The sequence below is a fragment of the Limimonas halophila genome, from assembly GCF_900100655.1.
GTDB classification, from domain to species: Bacteria; Pseudomonadota; Alphaproteobacteria; order Kiloniellales; family Rhodovibrionaceae; genus Limimonas; species Limimonas halophila.
The window spans coordinates 282,538-302,548 of record NZ_FNCE01000001.1 but is presented as its reverse complement, the minus strand read 5'-3'; the positions used below and the strand labels follow the sequence as shown (position 1 = coordinate 302,548).

Genomic DNA, 20,011 nt, shown 5'->3' with positions numbered 1-20,011 from the left:
CGTCCTGCTGTTCTGGCTTAAACCGATGCGTCCGCGCCGGTATGGGCTTCCGGGTCCTCGTAGGCGTCAACCTGCGAGAAGGAGACGTAGACGTCCTCGGAAATCAGGTTGCGAACCAGCGTGAGCACGTATTGGATGCCGGTGATCGTCAGCCCCACCGGAATCCACAGCAGCGTCCAGTAGACCGGAAGCCGCAGCGAAGACGTCACCTCCCCGCCTTGGGCCACGTCGATCACATACACGGCCGAGTAATAGGCCAGGAAGAACATCACCGCCGCCGTGCCCGCGCAGATGACGACCATGAGGATCTTGCGGCCGAGGTGATTGAGCTGATCGTACAGCGCCGACATGCGGATGTGCCGGCCGTGGCGGGCAGCGTAGCCGGCGCCCACGAAGGTCACCAGGACGATCAGGAACTGGTTCAGCTCTTCCGAGAAGAAGATCGACTGCTCGAAGACCGTGCGCCCGACGACGTTGGCGACCGTGTTGCCCGCCATCAGCAGGATGCCGAGGCCGAGCAGCACGGCTTCCAGATGGCCGATCGCCGTGTCCACGAAACCCAGCACCCGGACGAGGGCGCTCAGGGCACCCTTGGACCGCGGCCGCGACACCGAAAGCTGTGATTCCATGACAGTGGGCACCTTTGTGCCGTGACACCAACCGGTCCGCAGGGTAGCCCGGGCAAGAAACCTGTCAATTGCAAGCTGGACAACCTGGACAAACGGCCAGGACGGTGGCGGCTCACACGTTCAGATAGGCGGGCTCCGGGCCCACCGCGAGCACCTCGGTTATCGTGGTCAGCGCGCGCTCCACCTCGTCGTCGTCCAGCAGCGCGCCCAGGCACAGGCGCACGGCGTGCGGCTCCCCGCCCAGGCCGACGACGAAGGGCTCCAGCGTGGTCACGGCCACGTCGCGCAGGCGCACCTGCTGGGCGAAGTTGTCGGCGCGCCAGGGCTCCGGCAGGTCCAGCCAGATGTGCAGCCCCTCGCGCTGCCCGGCGAAGGTGTAGCCGGCCAGCAGCTCGCGGGCGCGGGCGTTGCGGCGGGTCATTTCGCGCCGCTGCCAGGCGATCAGCTCCTCGATCGTGCCGTCGTCCAGCCAGCGCATGGCGATCTCGGCCGTGAGCGGATTCGCCATCCAGCTCGTCGCGCGCAGCCGCGCGGCCATGCGGTGCTGGAGCGGGCTCGCCGCGGTGAGGTAGCCCACACGCAGCCCGGGCATGACGCTCTTCGTGAAGGTGGTCAGGTAGCACACCCACTCCGGCGCGTGCGCCCACACCGGCGCCGGCGCCTCGCTCAGCAGCGGGCGGAAGACGTCGTTCTCGATGACGACGACGCCGTGGCGCGCCGCGATCTCGGCGATGGCCGCGCGGCGCTCGGCGCTCATCGTCGCCGTGGTGGGGTTCTGCAGGTTCGGCGTGAGCACGATGGCCTTCACGCGCTGCGTGGCGCAGGCCTGCTCCAGCGCATCCGGGCGCATGCCTTCGCCGTCCATAGCCACACCGCGCAGCCGGAAGTGCAGCACGTTAGCGAGCGCGATCGTGCCGTGATCCGTTAACGATTCCGTGAGCACGATGTCGCCCGGCTCCACGAGTGTGGCCAGCGCCACCGTCAGCCCGTGCGCCGCGCCGTTGCAAACGAGGACGTTGTCCGCGGGCACCTTCACGCCGAGCCGGCCGAGCCAGCGCGCCCCAGCTTCGCGGTGCGGCGGCAGCCCGGCGATGGGCCGGCAGGCCAGCATGCTGGTGTGGTCGCTGTCCGCCGCCAGCGCCGCGTAGGCCGCGCGCAGGCGCTGGCTGTGCACCGGGCCGGTGACGGGCCGCACCACCGAGAGGTCGAGCACCCCTGCCTGGCGCTGTTCGGTGACGGAGGTGCCGGTCAGTTCGCGCCGCGGCCACTGCACGAAGGTTCCGCGCCCGGTTTCACCTGCGACGTAACCCCGGCGGGACAGTTCGGCGTAGGCTTGCGAGACGGTGTGGACGCTGACGTCCAGCCGCTGGGCGAGCCGGCGGTGCGTCGGCAACCGGGTTCCCGGCGCCAGATTCCCCGCGTCGACGGCCTCGACAACCGCGTCGGCGATGGCGCGGTAGCGCGGTCCCGGCCGTCCCTCGATATCCGGTTGCCATTCTGTCATGGGACAATGCTTCTCTTGAACCGGAACATTGAAGCTGCCAAGGATACTTCATTGCGTGTAGCCGACACGGTGCACGGGTCGCAAGCAAGGAGCGGCCCGGTGGGGAAATTCCCGGGATCAACCGCGGCCCCAACCGGGCTATAACCCACAGGGAGGTAGCTCTTCCATGCGTAAGCGCTTTTCGTTCACTGCCACGGCCGGTCTCGCCGCGCTCGCGCTGGCGGCCGGGTTCGCCGCGCCCGCCAAGGACGCGCAGGCCGAAACCTGGAAGTTCGCCCTCGAGGAGGTCGACGGCAGCGTTCAGGACGCCTTCGCCGAAAAGTTCGCGGAGCTGGTGAAGGAGAAGTCCGGCGGTGACATCACCGTCAGCATCTTCCCCTACGGCCAGCTCGGCACCTCGGGCGATCTGACGGAGCTGGTGCAGACCAACGCCGTCCAGATCACCAACGCCTCGCCCGGCCACCTCGGCTCGGTCGTCGAGGAGATGCAGGTCTTCTCCATCCCCTATCTGCTCTCCCAGAACGACGAGGCGACCAAGAAGGTCCTCGATTCCGCCGACGTGATCTACGACGATCTCGGCGATTCCCTGCGCAAGAAGGGCCTGGAGATCCTGACCATGTATCCCGAGGGGGAGATGGTCTGGACCGCCAACAAGAAGATCACGAAGCCCGCGGACTTCGACGGCTTCAAGATGCGGACGATGACCTCGCCGCTGCTGACCGAGGCCTACAAGTCCTTCGGCGCCACGCCGACCCCCATGGCCTATGGTGAGGTCTACTCCGCGCTGCAGCTCGGCACGATCGACGGCCAGGTGAACCCGATCTTCGCGATCCAGGAGATGAAGTTCTACGAGGTCCAGAGTCACATGATCTGGGCCGGCCAGCAGGAGTTCACCACCTCCGTCGTGACAGGGAACGACTGGTACAATGGTCTTTCCGAGGAGAAGCGCCAGATCCTCGACGAGTCCATCGAAGAGGCGACGGACTACATCTTCCCCAAGCAGCGCGAGTACAACAAGGAGCGCCTGGAGAAGATCAAGGAAGCCAAGCCGGAGCTCGAGATGATCCGGCTGTCCGAGGAGCAGCGCGACGTCTTCCGCGAGCGTGCCGAGCAGGTGCGTGACAAGTACGTCGAGATGACCGGCGAGGACGGCAAGCGCATCCTCGAGAAGCTCACCAAGGCGTTCGAGGACGCCGAGGCCGAGGTGACCAACTAAAAGCACGCCGGGCGACAAGCCGGGACGTGTGCGGCCGGGGCTCGCCCCGGCCGCTTCATGTCCGGCGTCCGCATCGGCACCGAACCCATCGTCTAAACCCGTGGGGAGGTCGGGAATGGATATGAGCGCATCGGGGTATCACCCCTACGCGGACGAACTGCCGCCACGCGTCACAGCGACCGTGGACTGGAGCGCGGAGGGCAAGCAGCACGGCCACCTGAACGTCCCCTACTCGTCGAACGAGTCCGCGTGGGGCGCGGTGCGGGTGCCGATCACACTGATCCAGCGCTTCGCCGACAACCTCGGCAACGCGGTCATGCTCACCGGCGGCAACCACGGTGACGAGTTCGAGGGTCCCATCGCGCTGAGCAAGCTCGCCCGCGAGCTGCGGCCGGAGGACGTGAACGGCCGCGTCATCATCATTCCCGCCCTCAACCCGCCGGCGGTCCGCGCGGCCACGCGCGTCTCGCCGCTGGACGGCGTGAACATGAACCGCGCCTTCCCCGGCGCCCGGACGGGCACGGTGACGCAGATGATCTGCCACTACGTCACCAGCACCCTCCTGCCGATGGTCGACGGCGTCCTGGACCTCCACGCGGGCGGCAAGACGCTGTCGTTCGAGCCGCTGGCGGCGATGCACTACCTGCACGACCAGCGCCAGTTCCAGCGCAACCTGGACACGCTCAAGGCCATCAACGCCCCGCACTCCCTCATCATCGACGAACTCGACGCCGAGGGCGAGATCGACGGCGTCGTCGAGGGCGCGGGCAAGGTCTTCGTCTTCACCGAACTGGGCGGCGGCGGCACCGCCACCCCGAACAGCATCGCCCTGGCCGAGCGCTGTGCGCGCAACATGCTCAACCACTTCGAGATCACGCAGGCCGACGGGCACGGCAGCCCGGCGGCGCAGCCGCGCACGCGCATGATGGATACGCCCGACGCCAACTCCTACGTCATCGCCGACGACAACGGCCTGCTGGAGCCGCTGGTGGACCTGGGCGAGCAGGTGGAAGCCGGGCAACCGGTCGCGCGCATCCACAACATCGAAAAGACCGCCGCCGAGCCCGCCGTTTACCACGCCGGGCGCTCGGGCATGCTGATCGGCCGGCGCTGGCCCGGCGTCGCCAACTCGGGCGACTGCCTGGGCGTGATCGCGATCGACACCGACCGCTGACGCGGCGGCGCGGCAGCGCACACAACGCCGAGCTTGCCCGCCCCCGGGGAAACGGGGACAAGATCGCCCGGATGGGAATCGCCCGGCCCATGGGTCCGGGCGGCAGGGAACACGGCTAGAGCGCTATGAGACGACGGAGAATCATCTGACGAGCCGCATCGCGCTCTATGTCATTCATGTGCGGGCATGATGAAGAGTCCAGGCTTATGCAGCCTGACCTCATCATGCCCTAGGGACCGGCCGGCGCTCGCACCATCAGGGCGCCGGCCGCCACCCGGGCGGAGGACCATGACCGGCGGCACGCAGCCCAGGCTGGACGCGCTCGACCTGCGCATCCTGACGGTGTTGCAGCGGGAGGGGCGGATCACGAAGCTCCGCCTCGCCGATGCCGTGGGGCTGTCGCCCAGCCCGTGCCACGAGCGCGTCAAGCGCCTGGAGCGCGCCGGCTACGTCCGCGGCTACCACGCCGACATCGACCTCGACCGCCTCGTTTCGGCGGCGACCATCTTCGTCGAGGTCACGCTGGCCAAACACGCCGCCCACGACTTCGAGCGCTTCGAAGCCACGATCATGGAGATTCCCGAGATCGTGGCCTGCCACGCCATCGGCGGCGGCATGGACTACCTGCTCCAGGTGGTCGCGCGCGACATGGGCCATTACCAGCAGCTGATCGAGGACCTGCTGGCGCGCGACATCGGCATCGAGCGCTATTTCACCTACGTCGTCACCAAGGCGATCAAGCAGACGCAGCCGCCGCTCGACACCCTGCTCCGCCAACCCGCCGACACCGGGTCGACCGTCTGAATCCGGCCGCAGAAAATTTTTCTGCGCCGGGCGCGCAGCGCCAAAAACTTTCCCGAGCACCCGGTGCGGTTTGAAAACCTTTTCGGGGCCGGTGCGCCTATGATCCCGGCAGGTTCAGCGGGGGCCGCCAAAGGCCCCGAATGGGCATGGGAGGCACCGTCATGCGGATCGGGACGCCGAGGGAAATCAAACCGGAAGAGAACCGCGTCGGGCTGGTCCCGGCGAGCGTGCGCGAACTCACGCGCCGCGGCCACGAGGTCGTGATCGAAAGCGGCGCGGGTGCCGGCATCGGCATCGGCGACGAGGCCTATCGCGCCGCCGGCGCGAAGATCGCCGCCGACGCCGACGAGCTGTTCGACAACGTCGAGCTGATCGTCAAGGTGAAGGAGCCGCAGCCCGTCGAGGTCGGCCGCCTAACGCCGCGCCACACACTCTTCACCTTCCTGCACCTGGCCGCCGAGCCGGCGCTGACGCGCGGCCTCATGGACAGCGGCGCCACCGGCATCGCGCTGGAGACGGTCACCGACGACCACGGCGCCCTGCCCCTGCTGGCCCCGATGAGCGAGATCGCGGGCAGCATGGGCGCCCAGGTCGCCGCGCGCTGCATGGAGGCGCACGAGGGCGGTCGCGGGCTGCTTATGGGCGGCACGCCGGGCACGCCGCCGGCGCAGGTCACCGTCATCGGCGGCGGCATGGCGGGGAGCAACGCCGCCCAGGTCGCCATGGGCATGGGTGCGGAGGTCACCATCCTCGACACCAGCCTGCCGCGCCTGCGCGAGCTGCGCGGCACCTTCGGCCCGCACGTGAAGCTGATCCACGCCACCGCCGACACCGTCGAGCACCAGGTCACCGAGAGCGACGTCGTCATCGGCGCGGTGCTCGTGCCGGGCGCCGCCGCCCCGCGCCTGATCGACCGCTCCACGCTGGCGAAGATGCGCCCGGGCGCGGTGCTGGTGGACATCGCCATCGACCAGGGCGGCTGCTTCGCCACCAGCCAGCCGACCACGCACGCCGAGCCCACCTACACCGTGGACGGCATCGTCCACTACGCCGTCACCAACATGCCGGGCGCGGTGCCGCGCACCTCGGCCTTCGCCCTCAACGCCGCGATGACGCCCTACGTCCTGGCGCTGGCGGACAAGGGCCCGACCGCGGCCATGCAGGCCGATCCGGGCCTCGCCGAGGGCCTGAACGTCCACAAGGGGGCGGTGGTCAACCGCGCGGTGGCGCGGGCGCTCGACCTGCCCCAGCATGCCAACCCCATGCTGCACGACCAGCGGGAGGCCGCGTGATGGCGAGTCCGGCGGAACGCCCCGAGCAGCCGGCGGGGCTGCGCGCCATGCTCGGCGACAGCGAGCTGGTGCGCGAGCAGGCCTATCTGGCGGGCGTCTGGTGCGACGCCGACAGCGGCGAGACGGTGTCCGTCACCAACCCGGCGGACGGCGCGGAAATCGGCCGCGTTCCCGCGATGGGCGCGGGCGAGACCGAGCGCGCCATCGCCGCCGCCCAGGCCGCCTTCCCGGCGTGGTCCGAGCGCACGGCCCGCGAGCGCGGGCGCATCCTGCGCCGCTGGTTCGAGGCCATGATGGACCACCAGGAGGATCTGGCGCGGCTGATGACCCTGGAGCAGGGCAAGCCGCTGGCCGAGGCGCGCGGCGAGATCGCCTACGCCGCCAGCTTCCTGGAGTGGTTCGCCGAGGAGGGCCCGCGCGCCTACGGCGAAACCATCCCGGCCCACAACGCCGGCGCGGAGAGCATCTGCGTGCGCGAGCCCATCGGCGTCGTGGCGGCGATCACGCCCTGGAACTTCCCCAGCGCCATGCTCACCCGCAAGGCGGGCGCGGCGCTGGCGGCGGGCTGTCCCGTGGTCGCGCGGCCGGCGAGCGAGACGCCCTTCTCCGCCCTGGCCCTGGCGGTGCTGGCGGAGCGCGCGGGCGTGCCCGCGGGCACCTTCTCGGTGCTCACCGGCTCCGGGCGCGCCTTCGCGGGGGCCGTGATGGATTCCGACGCCGTGCGCGCGGTGAGCTTCACCGGCTCCACCGAGGTCGGGCGCCAGCTGATCAGCCAGTCGGGCGCCACGGTTAAGCGCATGGAGCTGGAGCTGGGCGGCCACGCCCCCTTCCTGGCGTTCGACGACGTGGACGTGGACAGGGCCGTGCAGGGCGCGGTCCAGGCCAAGTTCCAGACCACCGGGCAGGACTGCCTGGCCGCCAACCGCATCCTCGTCCAGCGCGGCGTCTACGACGCCTTCTGCGAGCGCTTCGCCCACCGCGTCGCCGCACTCAACCTGGGCGCCGGCCTGGACTCGGGCGTCGACCAGGGCCCGCTCATCAACGCCGACGCCGTCGCCAAGTGCGAGGAGCACGTCGCCGATGCCGTGGCGCGCGGGGCGCGCTGCCTGACCGGCGGCAGCGTCGACAACAGCCTGGGTCCGCGCTTCTTCCAGCCCACGGTGCTGGCGGACGTGCCGCCGGACGCGAAGATCTTCCAGGAGGAGACCTTCGGGCCGGTGGCCGCGGTCGCGGCCTTCGACACCGAGGACGAGGCCATCGCGCGCGCCAACAGCACGCCCTACGGCCTGGCGTCCTACGTCTACACGCCCGACCTGGGCCGCGCCTGGCGCGTGACGCGCGGGCTGGCCTTCGGCATGGTCGGCGTGAACGCCGCCAAGATCACGGGCGCGCCCATCCCCTTCGGCGGCGTCAAGCAGTCGGGCCTGGGCCGCGAGGGCAGCCGGCACGGCCTGGAGGCGTTCACCGAGCTGAAGTACGTCTGTCTCGGTAGCTGGCAGACGTAGACGTCTGCGGGCTCGGTGGCTGGCAGACGTAGACGTCTGCGGGCTCGGTGGCTGGCAGACGTAGACGTCTGCGGGCTCGGTGGCTGGCAGACGTAGACGTCTGCGGGCTCGGCGGCTGGCAGACGTAAACGGCGGCGGAACACCGGCCGACGGAACGGACATTTCGAACGAGGGAGATTTCCCATGCAGGCCGATCGCCAACAGCTGGAGACGATGGACCGCGGGTCCATGCTCCACCCCTTCACCAACCTGCGCACCTTCTCCGGCGGCCAGATGCCCGAGCGCGTGATGACGGGCGGCTCCGGCTGCCACGTCTATGACGCCGACGGCCGCGACCTGCTGGACGCCTTCGCCGGGCTGTACTGCGTCAACATCGGCTACGGGCGCACCGAGATCGCCGACGCCATCGCCGAGCAGGCGCGCGAGCTGGCCTACTACCACGCCTACGCCGGGACGGGCAGCGAGCCGGCCATCCGCCTCGCCGACCGGCTGAAGGCCATGGCGCCGGGCAAGATGTCGCGCGTCTTCTTCGGCATGTCCGGCTCGGACGCCAACGAGACCCAGGCCAAGATCGTCTGGTACTACAACAACGTCCGCGGCCGGCCCGAGAAGAAGAAGATCATCTCGCGCCAGCGCGCCTACCACGGCAGCACGGTGGTGTCGGGCTCGATGACGGGCCTGCCCATCTTCCACAAGGCGTTCGACCTGCCCGTGCCGCAGGTGAAGCACACCACCACGCCGCACGCCTACTGGAATGCCGAAGCGGGCATGAGCGAGCGCGACTTCGCCCGCAAGTGCGCCGACGACCTGGACGCCATGATCCAGGCGGAGGGCCCGCAGACGGTCGCGGCCTTCATCGGCGAGCCGGTGCTGGGCACGGGCGGCCTGATCCCGCCGCCGGAGGGCTACTGGCAGGAGATCCAGAAGGTGCTGAAGAAGCACGACGTGCTGCTGATCGCCGACGAGGTCGTGTGCGGCTTCGGGCGCCTGGGCACCGAGTTCGGCTGCACCATGTACGGCATCGAGCCGGACCTCGTGACCGTCGCCAAGGGCCTGACCAGCGCCTACCAGCCGCTGTCGGCGGCCATCGTCAGCGCCGAGATCGCCGAGGTGCTGGAGCAGGGCTCGGAGCAATTCGGCACCTTCGCCCACGGCTACACCTACACGGCGCACCCGACCTGCGCCGCCGCAGGCATGGCCAACCTGGACCTGCTGGCGCGGGAAAACGTGACGCAGCACGTCGCCGACGTGGGCCCCTACCTGAACCAGCGCATGCAGGAGACCTTCGCCGACGATCCGCTCGTAGGCGAGGTGCGCGGCGTCGGCATGCTGGCGGCGCTGGAGTTCGTCGCCGACAAGGCCAACCGCAAGCCCTTCGACCCCGCGATCGGCGTGGGCAAGCGCATCAGCGCCGCGGCGTTCGAGGAGAACATGATCGCCCGCGCCATGCCGCACGGCGACATCCTGGGCTTCGCGCCGCCGCTGGTGCTCACACGCGACGAGGCGGACGACGTGGTCGCCCGCACCAAGCGCGCCGTGGACCGCGTGCGCGACGAGCTGACCCGCGAGGGCATCACGATCGCGGCGTAAAGCCCCTGGAACCCTTCTCCCCGCGGGAGAAGGGAAGGGGCCCGGCCATCCGCATAGAGTGCGATGAGACTACGTGGAATCAGTTTACGAGCCTCATCGCACTCCATCTCTTTCGTTTGCGGGCATGATTCAGAGCCCGGACCATTTCGGTCCGACCTCATCATGCCCGTGGATGGCTGGGAGGGATGAGGCCCTGTTGGGAAAAGACGGGGCCGTCGCCCCCTGCTTGCCGTTTTTTTCGGGTGGCGGGACCATCACCCCCACCCGAACGCTTCTCGGCGTTCGACCTCCCCCTCTTCGCCGAAGAGGGGGAGGTTTGTTTTTTGGGCTCCTCCCGTCCGACCTCAGTACGTCCCGCTCGGCGGCGCGTGGCCGGTGCCGGAGACGAGGAAGCGGCCGAGCGTGACGGCGTCGTAGACCGGCACGCCCGCGGCGGCCTCGAAGACGTGGGCGTAGGGCGGCAGCACCGCGCATTCCAGCACCAGCGCTGTCAGGTCCGGGTGCGCCGCCGCCATGCGCCGGCCCAGATCGTCCGCCGCCGCCGCCAGGGCGTCGGTATCCACCCAGCCGCAATCGGACAGGAAGGGCTCCGCGAAGGCCGGGTAGTCCTCCATGCCGTAGACGGGCACGGGGGCGTCGCGGGGAATGCCGGCGGCGTCGAGCAGTTCCCGCGACAGCGTGGCCGCCGAAGCCGTGATCACGCCCACGAGGCCGCCGCCCGTGAAGGCCAGCACCGGCGGCACCTGGAGCAGCGCCGAGAGGCCCACGGGCACATTGACGGCCCGCGCCACGGCGTTCTGGAAGCGCGCCAGGAAGCCGCAGTTGGAGATGATCGCGTCGACGCCCTCGCCTTCCAGGGCGCGCGCGGCATCCACGACAGTGGGCTCCAGCGTGCGGTCGCCTTCCAGAACCAGGCGCTGGATCGAGCAGCCCTCGATGCGGTGGTACAGCACGGGCCAGGGCCAGGTGCTGGCGTTGCCGGCATCGCCGGGCACGAAGGGCTGCTCGCAGTCGATGGCGAGGACGCCCAGGCGGAAGCCATAGGCGAGCGCACCCGGGCGCGTGCGATAGATCGGCATGATCACCTCGGTCGTGCGCGCTGGCGCGGAAACAGCGCGGGGGCGGCCTTGTTGCTGGGCGCCCGCCGCATATCACGGGCAGGCGCGCCACGGCCCATCCTGCATCAGATGGCCGGCACCACGCATCCTGGTCTGGCCGCCGCGAGCGGCGACACGGCTGGCTTACTGCTGACCGCCACGGCGCTTGCCGTTGCACGCACCCTTGTCGTCGCCTTGCCGCTTGCCGTGACCCTGGCCCATGCCACCGCGCTTGCCGTGGCCGCGCTGCATGCTTTGGCGCGCCTCCTCGCGGGTGACGCTGCCGTTCCCATCAGCGTCCGCGCGAGCGAACATGCGAAGGATGCCGGACGTGACCTCGACTTTCTGAAGCGCGCCGTCCTCGTTGGCGTCCAGCCGCTTGAACATGCCGCGGCCCATGGGGCCGCCGTGCTTCCCGCGCTTGCCCATGCGGGCGGGCGCGGCCTTGGCGAACTCCTTCTTCGACACCATGCCATCGCCGTCGGCGTCCAGTTGGTCGAAGCGCGCCATGCGGCGCAGATGGTGCATCTGCTTCATGTGGGCGCGGACCTCATCCTGGCTGATGGTGCCGTTGCCGTCGGCATCGAGGTTCGCGACATGCTGGTCGGCGAAGGCGCGCACCTCCTCCACCGTCACGGCCCCGTCGTTGTCGGCGTCCGCCTTGTCGAAAACGGGCGGCATCGCGCCGCCACCCTTCTTGCCGTGCTCCCCCGCGACGGCCACACCCGGGCCGCCGACAAGACCAAGGGCGAGGGTCGCCGCGACGGCGGGGCGCAGCACCTTCTTGCGGTGCGTCATCGAAACCTCCGGGGCTGGCAAAGGATGGGTCGGCCGGACGATCGCGCGTCCGTCACCGTGCATATGGTCACGCGGTTCATGCCCGGAACCGCGCCAGCGTGTCGCAGGTGGATACCGCCGGGCCGCCCTTTCGTGGAAACTTGACCCATCAAGGCCGACCCGGCCGACAACAAGATCTCATCACGCCTCCACCGGGTCATGTCCGGCCGAAGCACGCCATGCGTGTCACCCCACGACAGAAAATTGGTGGCCGCACCGGCCGGACTCTATACTGTATCCAGCATCACGCACGCGATAACCGGAACGCGATTGTCATGGCGAACGCACGCGACATCGAGGAACTTTCCAACGTCTGGATTCCCATGCCCGACGGCACGCGCCTGGCGGCGCGGATCTGGCTGCCGCCGGGCGCGCGCACGGAGCCGGTGCCGGCGATCCTGGAGTACATTCCCTACCGCAAGGCGGATCATACCGCCCCGCGCGACAGCAGGATGCATCCCTACTTCGCCGCCAAGGGCTACGCCGCGCTGCGCGTGGACCTGCGCGGCAGCGGCGATTCCGAAGGGCTGCTGCAGGACGAGTACCTGGAACAGGAGCTTCAGGACGGCTGCGCCATCCTGCGCTGGCTGGCCAAGCAGCCCTGGTGCACCGGCAAGGTGGGGATGATCGGCATCTCCTGGGGCGGCTTCAACGGCCTCCAGATCGCCGCCAAGCAGCCGCCGGAACTGGGCGCCGTTGTCTCGGTCGCCTTCACCGACGACCGCTACAGCGACGACGTCCACCACATGGGCGGCTGCATGCTGGTCGACAATCTCACCTGGGCGGCCAACATGTTCGCCTCCACCTCGCAGCCGCCGGACCCGGCGACCGTGGGCGAGAGCTGGCGCGAGCAGTGGCTGGACCGCCTGCGCCACAGCGGCTTCTGGCTGGACACCTGGCTGCGCCACCAGCGCCGCGACGCCTACTGGCAGCACGGCTCGGTGTGCGAGGACTATTCAGCGATCAAAGCGCCCATCTACGCCGTCTCCGGCTGGGCCGACGGCTATTCGGACGCGGTCTTCCGCCTGCTGCGCAACCTGGACGCGCCGTGCAAGGGCCTCGTGGGGCCATGGAGCCACACCTACCCGCACCTCGGCGAGCCCGGTCCGGCCATCGGCTTCCTGCAGGAATGCGTGCGCTGGTTCGACCACTGGCTGAAGGGCGTTGACACCGGGATCATGGCCGAGCCGCGCCTGCACATGTGGATGAAGGACAGCGTGCAGCCCGCAACCTCCTACGAATGCCTGCCGGGCCGCTGGATCGCCGAGCGCGACTGGCCCGCCCCGGACATCGCCCGCCAGCGCCACGCCCTCACCGCCTGCGGGCTGGAGCTGAACCCTGACGCACAGGCCGCCGAAACCGAACCGACCTGGGTGCGTTCCCCCCTTCATGTCGGGCTGTACGCTGGCAAGTGGTGCGCCTACGCCAACGGCCCCGACATGCCGCACGACCAGCGCCTGGAGGACGGCGGCGCGGTCGTCTTCGACGGGCCCGAGCTTGAGCTGCGCACCGAGATCTGCGGGGCGGGCGAGGTGACGCTCGATCTCGCCAGCGACAAGCCGGTGGCGATGGTGGCGGTGCGCCTGTCCGACGTGCAGCCGGGCGGCGAGGCCACGCGCATCACCTACGGCCTGCTCAATCTGACCCACCGCGAGCGCGACGACGCGCCCGAGCCGCTGGAGCCCGGCCAGCGCACCCGCGTCACCGTGCGCCTGCACGAGATCGCCTACGCCCTGCCGGCGGGCCACCACCTGCGCCTGGCGATCTCCTCGTCCTACTGGCCGCTGGTCTGGCCCGCCCCCGAGCCCGCCAAGCTGACGATCTGGCCCGGCACCTCGACGCTGGACCTGCCCGTGCGCCCGATCAAAACGCAGGATGCGGAGGGTCTGAACCCGTTCGGGCCGGTGGACATGGCCGACGGAGACCCGATGACGGTCGACGCCAAGGCGGAGCAGAACTGGTGGATCGTCCACGACCTCGCCAAGGACCGCGTGCGCCTGACGGTGCGCCAGAAGGACGGCCCGACGCACCTGCTCAACCAGGGTATCACCTACGCCGAAAGCAACGACGAGCACTACGCTTTCACGGGCAACAAGTACGACAGCGTCCGCGCGGAAACCTGGTACCGGCGCGAGCTGCGGCGCCCCGGCTGGGCGGTGACGACGCTGACGCACTGCGTGCTGACCTCGGACAGCGAGGCTTTCGAGCTGCACGCGGACATCGACGCCTACGAGGGGGAGCAGCGCATCTACACCCACTCGATCCACAACCGCATCCCGCGGGATCTGGTGTGAGCGTGGTCAGGCATCGTCGGAAAGCGGCGGGATGCGGTCGCCCAGCAGGGCTTCCAGCTCGCCGATGTCGGCGATGACGAAATCGGCGGCGTCGGCGAGTTCGGGGCCGCCGGTGCCCGTGCGCACGCCCACCGTGAGCCCGCAGCCCGCCGCCTGACCCGCGTGGATGTCGTGCAGGTTGTCGCCGACCATGGCGACCTGCGCGGGGTCGAGCCCCGTGGCGGCGCAGAAGGCGTGCACCATGCCCGGATCGGGCTTGCTGCCGTGGCCGCTGTCGTAGCCGTAGGCGTGCACGCGCTCGCCCGACACCCCGAAGCCGGCGAGGCTGGCCGCGATGGCGGCCTCGCTGTCGCTGGTGGCGATGCCCAGGTGCAGCCCCCGCGCCCACAGCCGCCGGAACAGCTCGGCGATGTTCGTCACGGGCACGGCGTCGTGCATCCCGGCCTGGAAGATGCGGTCCATCGCGGCCGCCAACTCGTCGACGCCGAACGGCGCCCCGGCGTCGACCCACGCTTCCGCCACCTCGCGCGTGTCGGCCTGGGCGAGCAGGCTGGCGCCGGTCACGCGGCCGGTTTCGGCGTCGTAGCCGCCGATCTCCAGCAGCCTGGCCCGCAGCGCCGGATCGCCCTTCGCGGCCACGTCGGCCGCCTGAACGTTGAGCGGCACCCAGGTCGCCTGAAAGTCGATGAGCGTGCCGTCCTTGTCGAACAGCAGCCCGCGGATGGTTGGGTCCGTCACCTCGGCTGGCTCCCGGAAAGAAAAAATGCCCCGCTCGCCGTGGAGCGGGGCTGAGGTGCAGGGAGGAGGCTTATCGCTTCTCACGCACAGCGCGGACGTGGTCGCTGAACTCGGGCCGGTTCATCAGCTCCTTGCAGCGGGCGAAACGCTCCGTGGAATAGGCCCAGAAGTCCTCCACGGTGTTGCCGTGCGCGTACTGGATGAGGCCCCAGAGCGTCCAAAGCAGGTCGCTCATGGCCTTGTAGATGACCATGCGGCCGTACTGCCCATCGCTGGGCTCGCCGCCCAGGTAGGCGCGCAGCATCTCCAAATCCTGTTCGGCGCTCAGCCCGGCCTCGACCGAGAGATCGCCGATGTCCCAGAAGGGGTCGTTCATCCCCGAATACTCGAAGTCGAGGATGTACATGCGCCGACCGTCGTCGATGAAGTTCTCGGTCAGCGGGTCGCAGTGGCAGGGTTTGAGCGCGATGGGGTTGGCGTCCAGCGCCTCGCGCACGGCCTCGGCTTCCTTGACGGCGTCGTGGTAGCCGTCCGGCAGCGGGGCGTTCTCCTTCTGCAGGACGTTCAGATACTCGTCGATCATGCTGAACATCTCGAAGGTGAAGCGGAAGGACTCGCCGCACGCGTGCAGCTGACGGAACGCCTCGCCCGCGCGCTTGGGCGCCCCCGGCCGCGTCTGGAAGGTTTCGGGGCTCATGGTGTCGCCGCCCTCGATGAAGCGGGTCACCATCAGGCCGTCGCCGGTGTCGAAGTAGACGACCTCGGCGTTGACCCCCGCGCGCTCGGCGACGCGGGCGTTGTGCTCCTCGATGGTGCGGTCGATGTATTCCTCTGTGCCCTCGCCGGGGAGGCGCATGACGAAGCGCTCCCCGTCGGCGTCGATGAGGTAGTTGAGGTTGGTCAGGCCGCCGAGGCGCTCGACGGTGATGCGGTCCTCGGACACGCCCTGCAGGGCCGGAATGCGGCTGACGTGGGACCGGACCTCCTGCGGGATGGACATCGGGAACCTCCCTTGGGTGGCTGGCGTCGATGGCTCGTATTGGGGCCGGCGCTTACGCCAGCCCGAGTTCGCGCTTGCGCCGCGTCGCGGCCGCCTGGATCAGCCGGTCCGCCGTCATGGCGATGCAGGCCACCGACAGGCCCGCGGCCAGGCCACGGCCCGGATCGGCCTTGGTCAGCGCGATGTAGGTTTCCTGGCCCAGATCGCTGGTCCCGATCAGGGCGGTGATGACCAACATGGACAGGCCCATCATGATGGTCTGGTTGACGCCCAGCATGATGTCGGGGAAGGCCAGCGGCAGCTGGACCTTGAACAGCTTCTGCCGGCGCGTGCAGCCCGAGACGGTCGCGGCTTCCAGCACCTCGGGCGACACCCCGCGCAGGCCGTGGTCCGTGTAGCGGATGGCCGGGGCGATGGCGTAGGCGACGATCGCCAGCAGGGCCGAGAACTCGCCTACCTGGAAGAGCATCACGGCCGGGATCAGGTAGACGAAGGCCGGCAGGGTCTGGAGCACGTCCACGATCACCTGGGCGACGTGGTGGACGCGCTGGCTCATCGCTGCCGCGACGCCGAAGCTCACGCCCAGGATGACCGCGATCGCGACCGCGAAACCCGTGAGGTAAACCGAGATCAGGCCCTTTTCCCAGTTGCCCGTCACAAGGATGAAGAGCGTGAAGCCGGTAACCGTCGCGGCGAGCCGCCAGCCGCCCAGCCGGAAGCCCGCAAGCGACACCAGCCCCACGATCAGGACCCACGGCACGTCCATCAGGAAGCGCTTCACGGGGATCATGATGAAGATCAACATGAAGGACTTCACGCTGTAGAGAACGGCACCCAGGTTCATGTTGATCCAGTTGACGGCCTGGTCCCAGTAGGAGGCCGTCGTCACCTGCGCCCACGCCGGGTAGGGCGCCAGGCCGGGGATGATCAGCCCCGCCAGCGTCGTGCCCACGAGCACCGCCAGCGCGATAAGCACGTAACGGTGGCGCTGGGCGAAGCTGAGCTTGGCGGTGTCCTCGTCCGAGGTCGGCTGGAGTTCCGTGACCGCGCGCGTGAAGCGGTCCATGGCGATCGCGATCAGGCTGATGGCCAGGCCGGCCTCGACGCTCTCGCCGATTTCCAGCTGACGCAGCGCGTTCAGCACGTCGTAGCCGAGGCCGCCCGCCCCGATCATCGAGGCGATGATGACCATGTTCAGCGTGAGCATGATCACCTGGTTCACGCCCACCATCAGGCGGTAGCGCGCCACGGGGACGAGGATCTTCCACGTCATCTGGGCGCGCGAGCAGCCGACCATCTCACCGAACTCGCGCACCTCTTCCGGCACGCCCTTCAACGCGAGGATGGTCACCCGCACCATCGGCGGCATGGCGTAGATCACCGTCGCCACCAGCGCCGCCACGGGCCCGAAGCCGAACAGCGCCAGCACCGGAACCAGGTAGGCGAAGATCGGCACGGTCTGCATCATGTCGAGCACGGGCGTCAGCGCGCGCTCGAACGCGGGCGAGCGGTAGCTGACGATGCCGAGCAGCAGCCCGCCGACGACGCCGAGCGGCACCGCGACCAGCACCGAGGAGAGCGTGATCATGGCGCCGTCCCACTGGCCGAAGACGGCCAGGTAGAGCAGCGCCGCCGCCATCAGAACGGCGAGCTTGCGGTCGCCGACGCTCCACGAGGCGTAGACCAGCACCCCCGTCACGGCGACCCACGACAGGGGCGGCAACTGCACGCCGACGCCCAGCAGCGAGACCTCCACGCCCTTGGAAAGCAGCGCCAGCAGGATATCCAGCGGCACATCGAGGACGGCCGCGAAGGCGCGGGTCAGCTCCTTGAAGGTGAACAGGCCGAAGCTGAACTCGTTCAGCAGCCAGTCCATGAAGACGTTGATCCACGCCTGCAGCGGGATCGTCCAGCCCTCGGGGTAGTCCACCAGCGGCTTCAGCGCAGGCGCCGTGCGCAGCAGATGAAAGAGGGCGCCCGCGCCGAGAAGCGCGACCAGCCACACCACCCACGCGGGCGCGTTCCGCCAGTTGGCCGACCGTTCAAGCACCTCGCCCTTGACGCTCATGACCGCTGCTCGCGCTCCAGGAGGATGTTCATGACACTCTCGGGGTGGACATGGCCGAGCGCCGCGCCCTGATCGTCCACGACCGGAACCGGCGCATTGCGGTCCACCACGCGCGAGGCGAAATCCTCGACGCGCTCGGCCGCGCTGACGGGCTTCACGTCATCGGGGCTCGACCCGGGAATGCCGTCGGCGCGGCCAGGGACCATCACCGAGCGCGCGGACAGCACTTTGGCGCGCGGCACGTCCTTGGTGAACTCGGCCACGTAGTCGGTGGCCGGCTGGGTCACCAGCTCCTCGGACGTCCCGATCTGGTCCACCCTGCCGTCGTGCATGATGGCGATGCGGTCGGCGAGCTTGATCGCCTCCGAGAAGTCGTGGGTGATGAAGACGACCGTCTTGTCCAGCATGTTCTGGAGGCGCAGGAACTCGTCCTGCATGTCGCGCCGGATCAGCGGGTCCAGCGCGGAAAAGGGTTCGTCCAGGAACCAGATGTCGGGTTCGATCACGAGCGCGCGGGCGATGCCGACGCGCTGCTGCTGGCCGCCGGAGAGCTGGCGCGGGAAGTTGTGTTCGCGCCCTTCCAGGCCAACCATGCGGATGGTCTCGCGCGCCTTTTGCTCGCGCGTGCGCTTGTCGACGCCCTGAATCTCCAGGGGGAAGGCCACGTTCGCCAGCACGGTCAGATGCGGCAGCAGGGCGAAGTGCTGGAACACCATGCCCATCTTGTGCCGGCGCAGCTCCATGAGCTGCTGGGCGCTGATGCCGTTGAGGTCCTGGTCCTCGACGAAGATGTGGCCGCCGGTGATCGGGATCAGCCCGGACATGCACCGCACCAGCGTCGACTTGCCCGACCCGGACAGGCCCATGATGATGAAGATCTCGCCCTGGCGGATGTCGAGCGAGACGTCCTGCACGGCGCCGACCAGCCCCTCCGCGGCGAGCTGGTCCTGGCTCATGTGGCCGCCGTACCGCTGGAGGGCGCGCTCGGCGTTCTCGCCGAACACCTTCCAGACATTCGAACAGGTCAGCTTGTTTTGACCCGCGTTGGCGTGCGCGCCCCGCCCCGTGGCGGCGGGCGCGGCGCCCGTGGGCGCGGTTGCGGGGTCGATGGTCGCCTCGTTTTGACTCATGCCGCGTCCATCCATCCGGGACGGGCTGCGGAACCGGCTGAGACACCGGCTCCGCAGCGATCTGGAACGGGAAAGGTCTCGGGGGCCGGCACACGCCGGCCGTCACGTCGGGCGGCGGGCGTCAGCTACCCGTCGCAGCCTTGGCGTCGGCCACCCACTCGGACCAGACGTCCTCGTTGTTGGCGACCCACTCCTTGGCCACCGCCTTGGCGTCACGGCCCTTCAGGCCGACCTCGCCGGCTAGCGACCCGACTTCCTCGGTGCTGAGGTTGAAGTTCTTGATGGCCTCGTAGGCCGTGGGCCACTTGTCGGCACCGCCGGCCCAGCCGATCGCCTTGATCCAGCCGCGCGGCTTGCCGCAGTCGTACTTCTTGTTCGGGTTCGGGCCCCACTCGGGATCGTTGTAGCAAGCCTCGGTATACTCGGGGAACTCGATCCACTTGCCGTCGAATTTTGCCGGCAACCAGTGCGGCTGGTAGACCCAGGCGATGATCGGCTTCTTGCGCTGGATGGCCGACTTGATCTCGGCCTGGAGGGCGGCGTTCGTGCCGGCGTGGACGACCTCGAACGGCAGGTCGAGCGCCTCGACACGCTCGGGATCGCGGCCTTCCCAGGTCACCGGGCCGCCCAGGTAGCGCCCCTTGGGATAAGTCTGCGGCGTGGCGAAGACCTTGGCGCAGTCGCGCAGCGCCTTCCAGTCCGGCAGGCCCGGGCACTTCTCTTCGACGTAGCTGGGATACCACCACTCCTCGATGGCGCGCACGCCGATGCTGCCGAGGTCCACGGCCTTGCCGCTGCCGACCGCCTCCTCGAAGTTCTCCTTGGCGGTCGTCTCCCAGATCTCCATGGCGACCGTCAGGTCACCCGACTTGATGCCCTGAAACTGGGCGATGTAGTCGGCGCTCTGGTACTCGACGTTGTAGCCCATCTTTTCCAGAACGGTGCCCATGATGTAGGTGTTGATCTTCTGCGTTCCCCAGTCATTCAGGGTGAACGTCAGCGGATCCTTGGATTCCGGCACCTCGGCATTGGCGGGCGCCATGGCGAGCCCCGTGGCGGCCGCGAGGCCGACGGCAAGGGCTTTCCAGGCCGTCCTGGGCTTTGTCTCACCCATCGTGTCCTCCCATCGAACG

General features: G+C 69.1%; 16 protein-coding genes. 7 read left to right on the top strand and 9 right to left on the bottom strand.

The features are described from left to right. Positions 1–17: 17 nt before the first annotated feature. Entirely contained in the window at positions 18–629 is a 612-nt protein-coding gene (locus tag BLQ43_RS01415) for a TRAP transporter small permease (RefSeq protein ID WP_090018325.1), read from the bottom strand. 112 nt (positions 630–741) lie between these two features. Continuing rightward, positions 742–2,133 carry a MocR-like ectoine utilization transcription factor EhuR gene (gene ehuR, locus BLQ43_RS01410; protein ID WP_090018324.1) on the bottom strand — a complete coding sequence of 464 codons (1,392 nt, stop codon included), beginning with the start codon at positions 2,131–2,133 and terminating at the stop codon, positions 742–744. A 166-nt stretch (positions 2,134–2,299) separates the two neighbouring features. Between ehuR and BLQ43_RS01405 the strand changes: the two genes are divergently transcribed. From BLQ43_RS01405 to BLQ43_RS01380, 6 genes are all read left to right on the top strand, one after another. Further along, entirely contained in the window at positions 2,300–3,349 is a 1,050-nt protein-coding gene (locus tag BLQ43_RS01405; RefSeq protein ID WP_090018323.1) for a TRAP transporter substrate-binding protein, read from the top strand. 115 nt (positions 3,350–3,464) lie between these two features. Then, entirely contained in the window at positions 3,465–4,523 is a 1,059-nt protein-coding gene (locus BLQ43_RS01400; RefSeq protein WP_245659404.1) for a succinylglutamate desuccinylase/aspartoacylase family protein, read from the top strand. Between the two features lie 288 nt (positions 4,524–4,811). Then, the gene (locus tag BLQ43_RS01395; protein ID WP_090018321.1) at positions 4,812–5,327 is read left to right on the top strand and encodes an Lrp/AsnC family transcriptional regulator; all 516 of its coding nucleotides are present in this window, start codon (positions 4,812–4,814) and stop codon (positions 5,325–5,327) included. Positions 5,328–5,488: 161 nt separating this feature from the next. Beyond that, complete coding sequence (gene ald, locus BLQ43_RS01390) at positions 5,489–6,619, top strand: alanine dehydrogenase (protein ID WP_090018640.1); 1,131 nt, start codon at positions 5,489–5,491, stop codon at positions 6,617–6,619. Then, the gene (locus BLQ43_RS01385) at positions 6,619–8,124 is read left to right on the top strand and encodes an NAD-dependent succinate-semialdehyde dehydrogenase (RefSeq protein ID WP_218119082.1); all 1,506 of its coding nucleotides are present in this window, start codon (positions 6,619–6,621) and stop codon (positions 8,122–8,124) included. Before ald ends, BLQ43_RS01385 begins: the two co-directional genes overlap by 1 nt. 183 nt (positions 8,125–8,307) lie before the next feature. Next, positions 8,308–9,714, top strand: a complete 1,407-nt coding sequence (locus BLQ43_RS01380) for an aminotransferase (protein ID WP_090018320.1) — start codon at positions 8,308–8,310, stop codon at positions 9,712–9,714. A 344-nt stretch (positions 9,715–10,058) separates the two neighbouring features. Here the strand turns inward: BLQ43_RS01380 and BLQ43_RS01375 are convergent, their stop codons facing one another. Together BLQ43_RS01375 and BLQ43_RS01370 are read right to left on the bottom strand one after the other, a co-directional pair. Then, positions 10,059–10,793 carry an aspartate/glutamate racemase family protein gene (locus tag BLQ43_RS01375; RefSeq protein WP_143006116.1) on the bottom strand — a complete coding sequence of 245 codons (735 nt, stop codon included), beginning with the start codon at positions 10,791–10,793 and terminating at the stop codon, positions 10,059–10,061. A 162-nt stretch (positions 10,794–10,955) separates the two neighbouring features. After that, the gene (locus BLQ43_RS01370) at positions 10,956–11,609 is read right to left on the bottom strand and encodes an EF-hand domain-containing protein (protein WP_176758462.1); all 654 of its coding nucleotides are present in this window, start codon (positions 11,607–11,609) and stop codon (positions 10,956–10,958) included. A gap of 314 nt (positions 11,610–11,923) precedes the next feature. On the opposite strand from BLQ43_RS01370, the gene BLQ43_RS01365 reads away from it, so the two are divergent. Then, positions 11,924–13,942: a CocE/NonD family hydrolase gene (locus tag BLQ43_RS01365; protein ID WP_090018317.1), complete on the top strand. Its 2,019-nt coding sequence runs from the start codon at positions 11,924–11,926 to the stop codon at positions 13,940–13,942. A 6-nt stretch (positions 13,943–13,948) separates the two neighbouring features. On the opposite strand, the gene BLQ43_RS01360 is transcribed toward BLQ43_RS01365, so the two are convergent. The 5 genes from BLQ43_RS01360 to BLQ43_RS01340 form a co-directional block, all read right to left on the bottom strand. Further along, complete coding sequence (locus BLQ43_RS01360) at positions 13,949–14,680, bottom strand: HAD family hydrolase (protein ID WP_090018316.1); 732 nt, start codon at positions 14,678–14,680, stop codon at positions 13,949–13,951. 70 nt (positions 14,681–14,750) lie between these two features. After that, positions 14,751–15,680, bottom strand: a complete 930-nt coding sequence (locus BLQ43_RS01355) for a choline kinase family protein (protein ID WP_090018315.1) — start codon at positions 15,678–15,680, stop codon at positions 14,751–14,753. A gap of 52 nt (positions 15,681–15,732) precedes the next feature. Beyond that, positions 15,733–17,748, bottom strand: a complete 2,016-nt coding sequence (locus BLQ43_RS01350) for an ABC transporter permease (RefSeq protein WP_090018314.1) — start codon at positions 17,746–17,748, stop codon at positions 15,733–15,735. Further along, the gene (locus tag BLQ43_RS01345; protein ID WP_090018313.1) at positions 17,745–18,878 is read right to left on the bottom strand and encodes a quaternary amine ABC transporter ATP-binding protein; all 1,134 of its coding nucleotides are present in this window, start codon (positions 18,876–18,878) and stop codon (positions 17,745–17,747) included. Before BLQ43_RS01345 ends, BLQ43_RS01350 begins: the two co-directional genes overlap by 4 nt. 121 nt (positions 18,879–18,999) lie before the next feature. Further along, complete coding sequence (locus tag BLQ43_RS01340) at positions 19,000–19,992, bottom strand: ABC transporter substrate-binding protein (RefSeq protein ID WP_090018312.1); 993 nt, start codon at positions 19,990–19,992, stop codon at positions 19,000–19,002. Positions 19,993–20,011 lie beyond the last annotated feature (19 nt).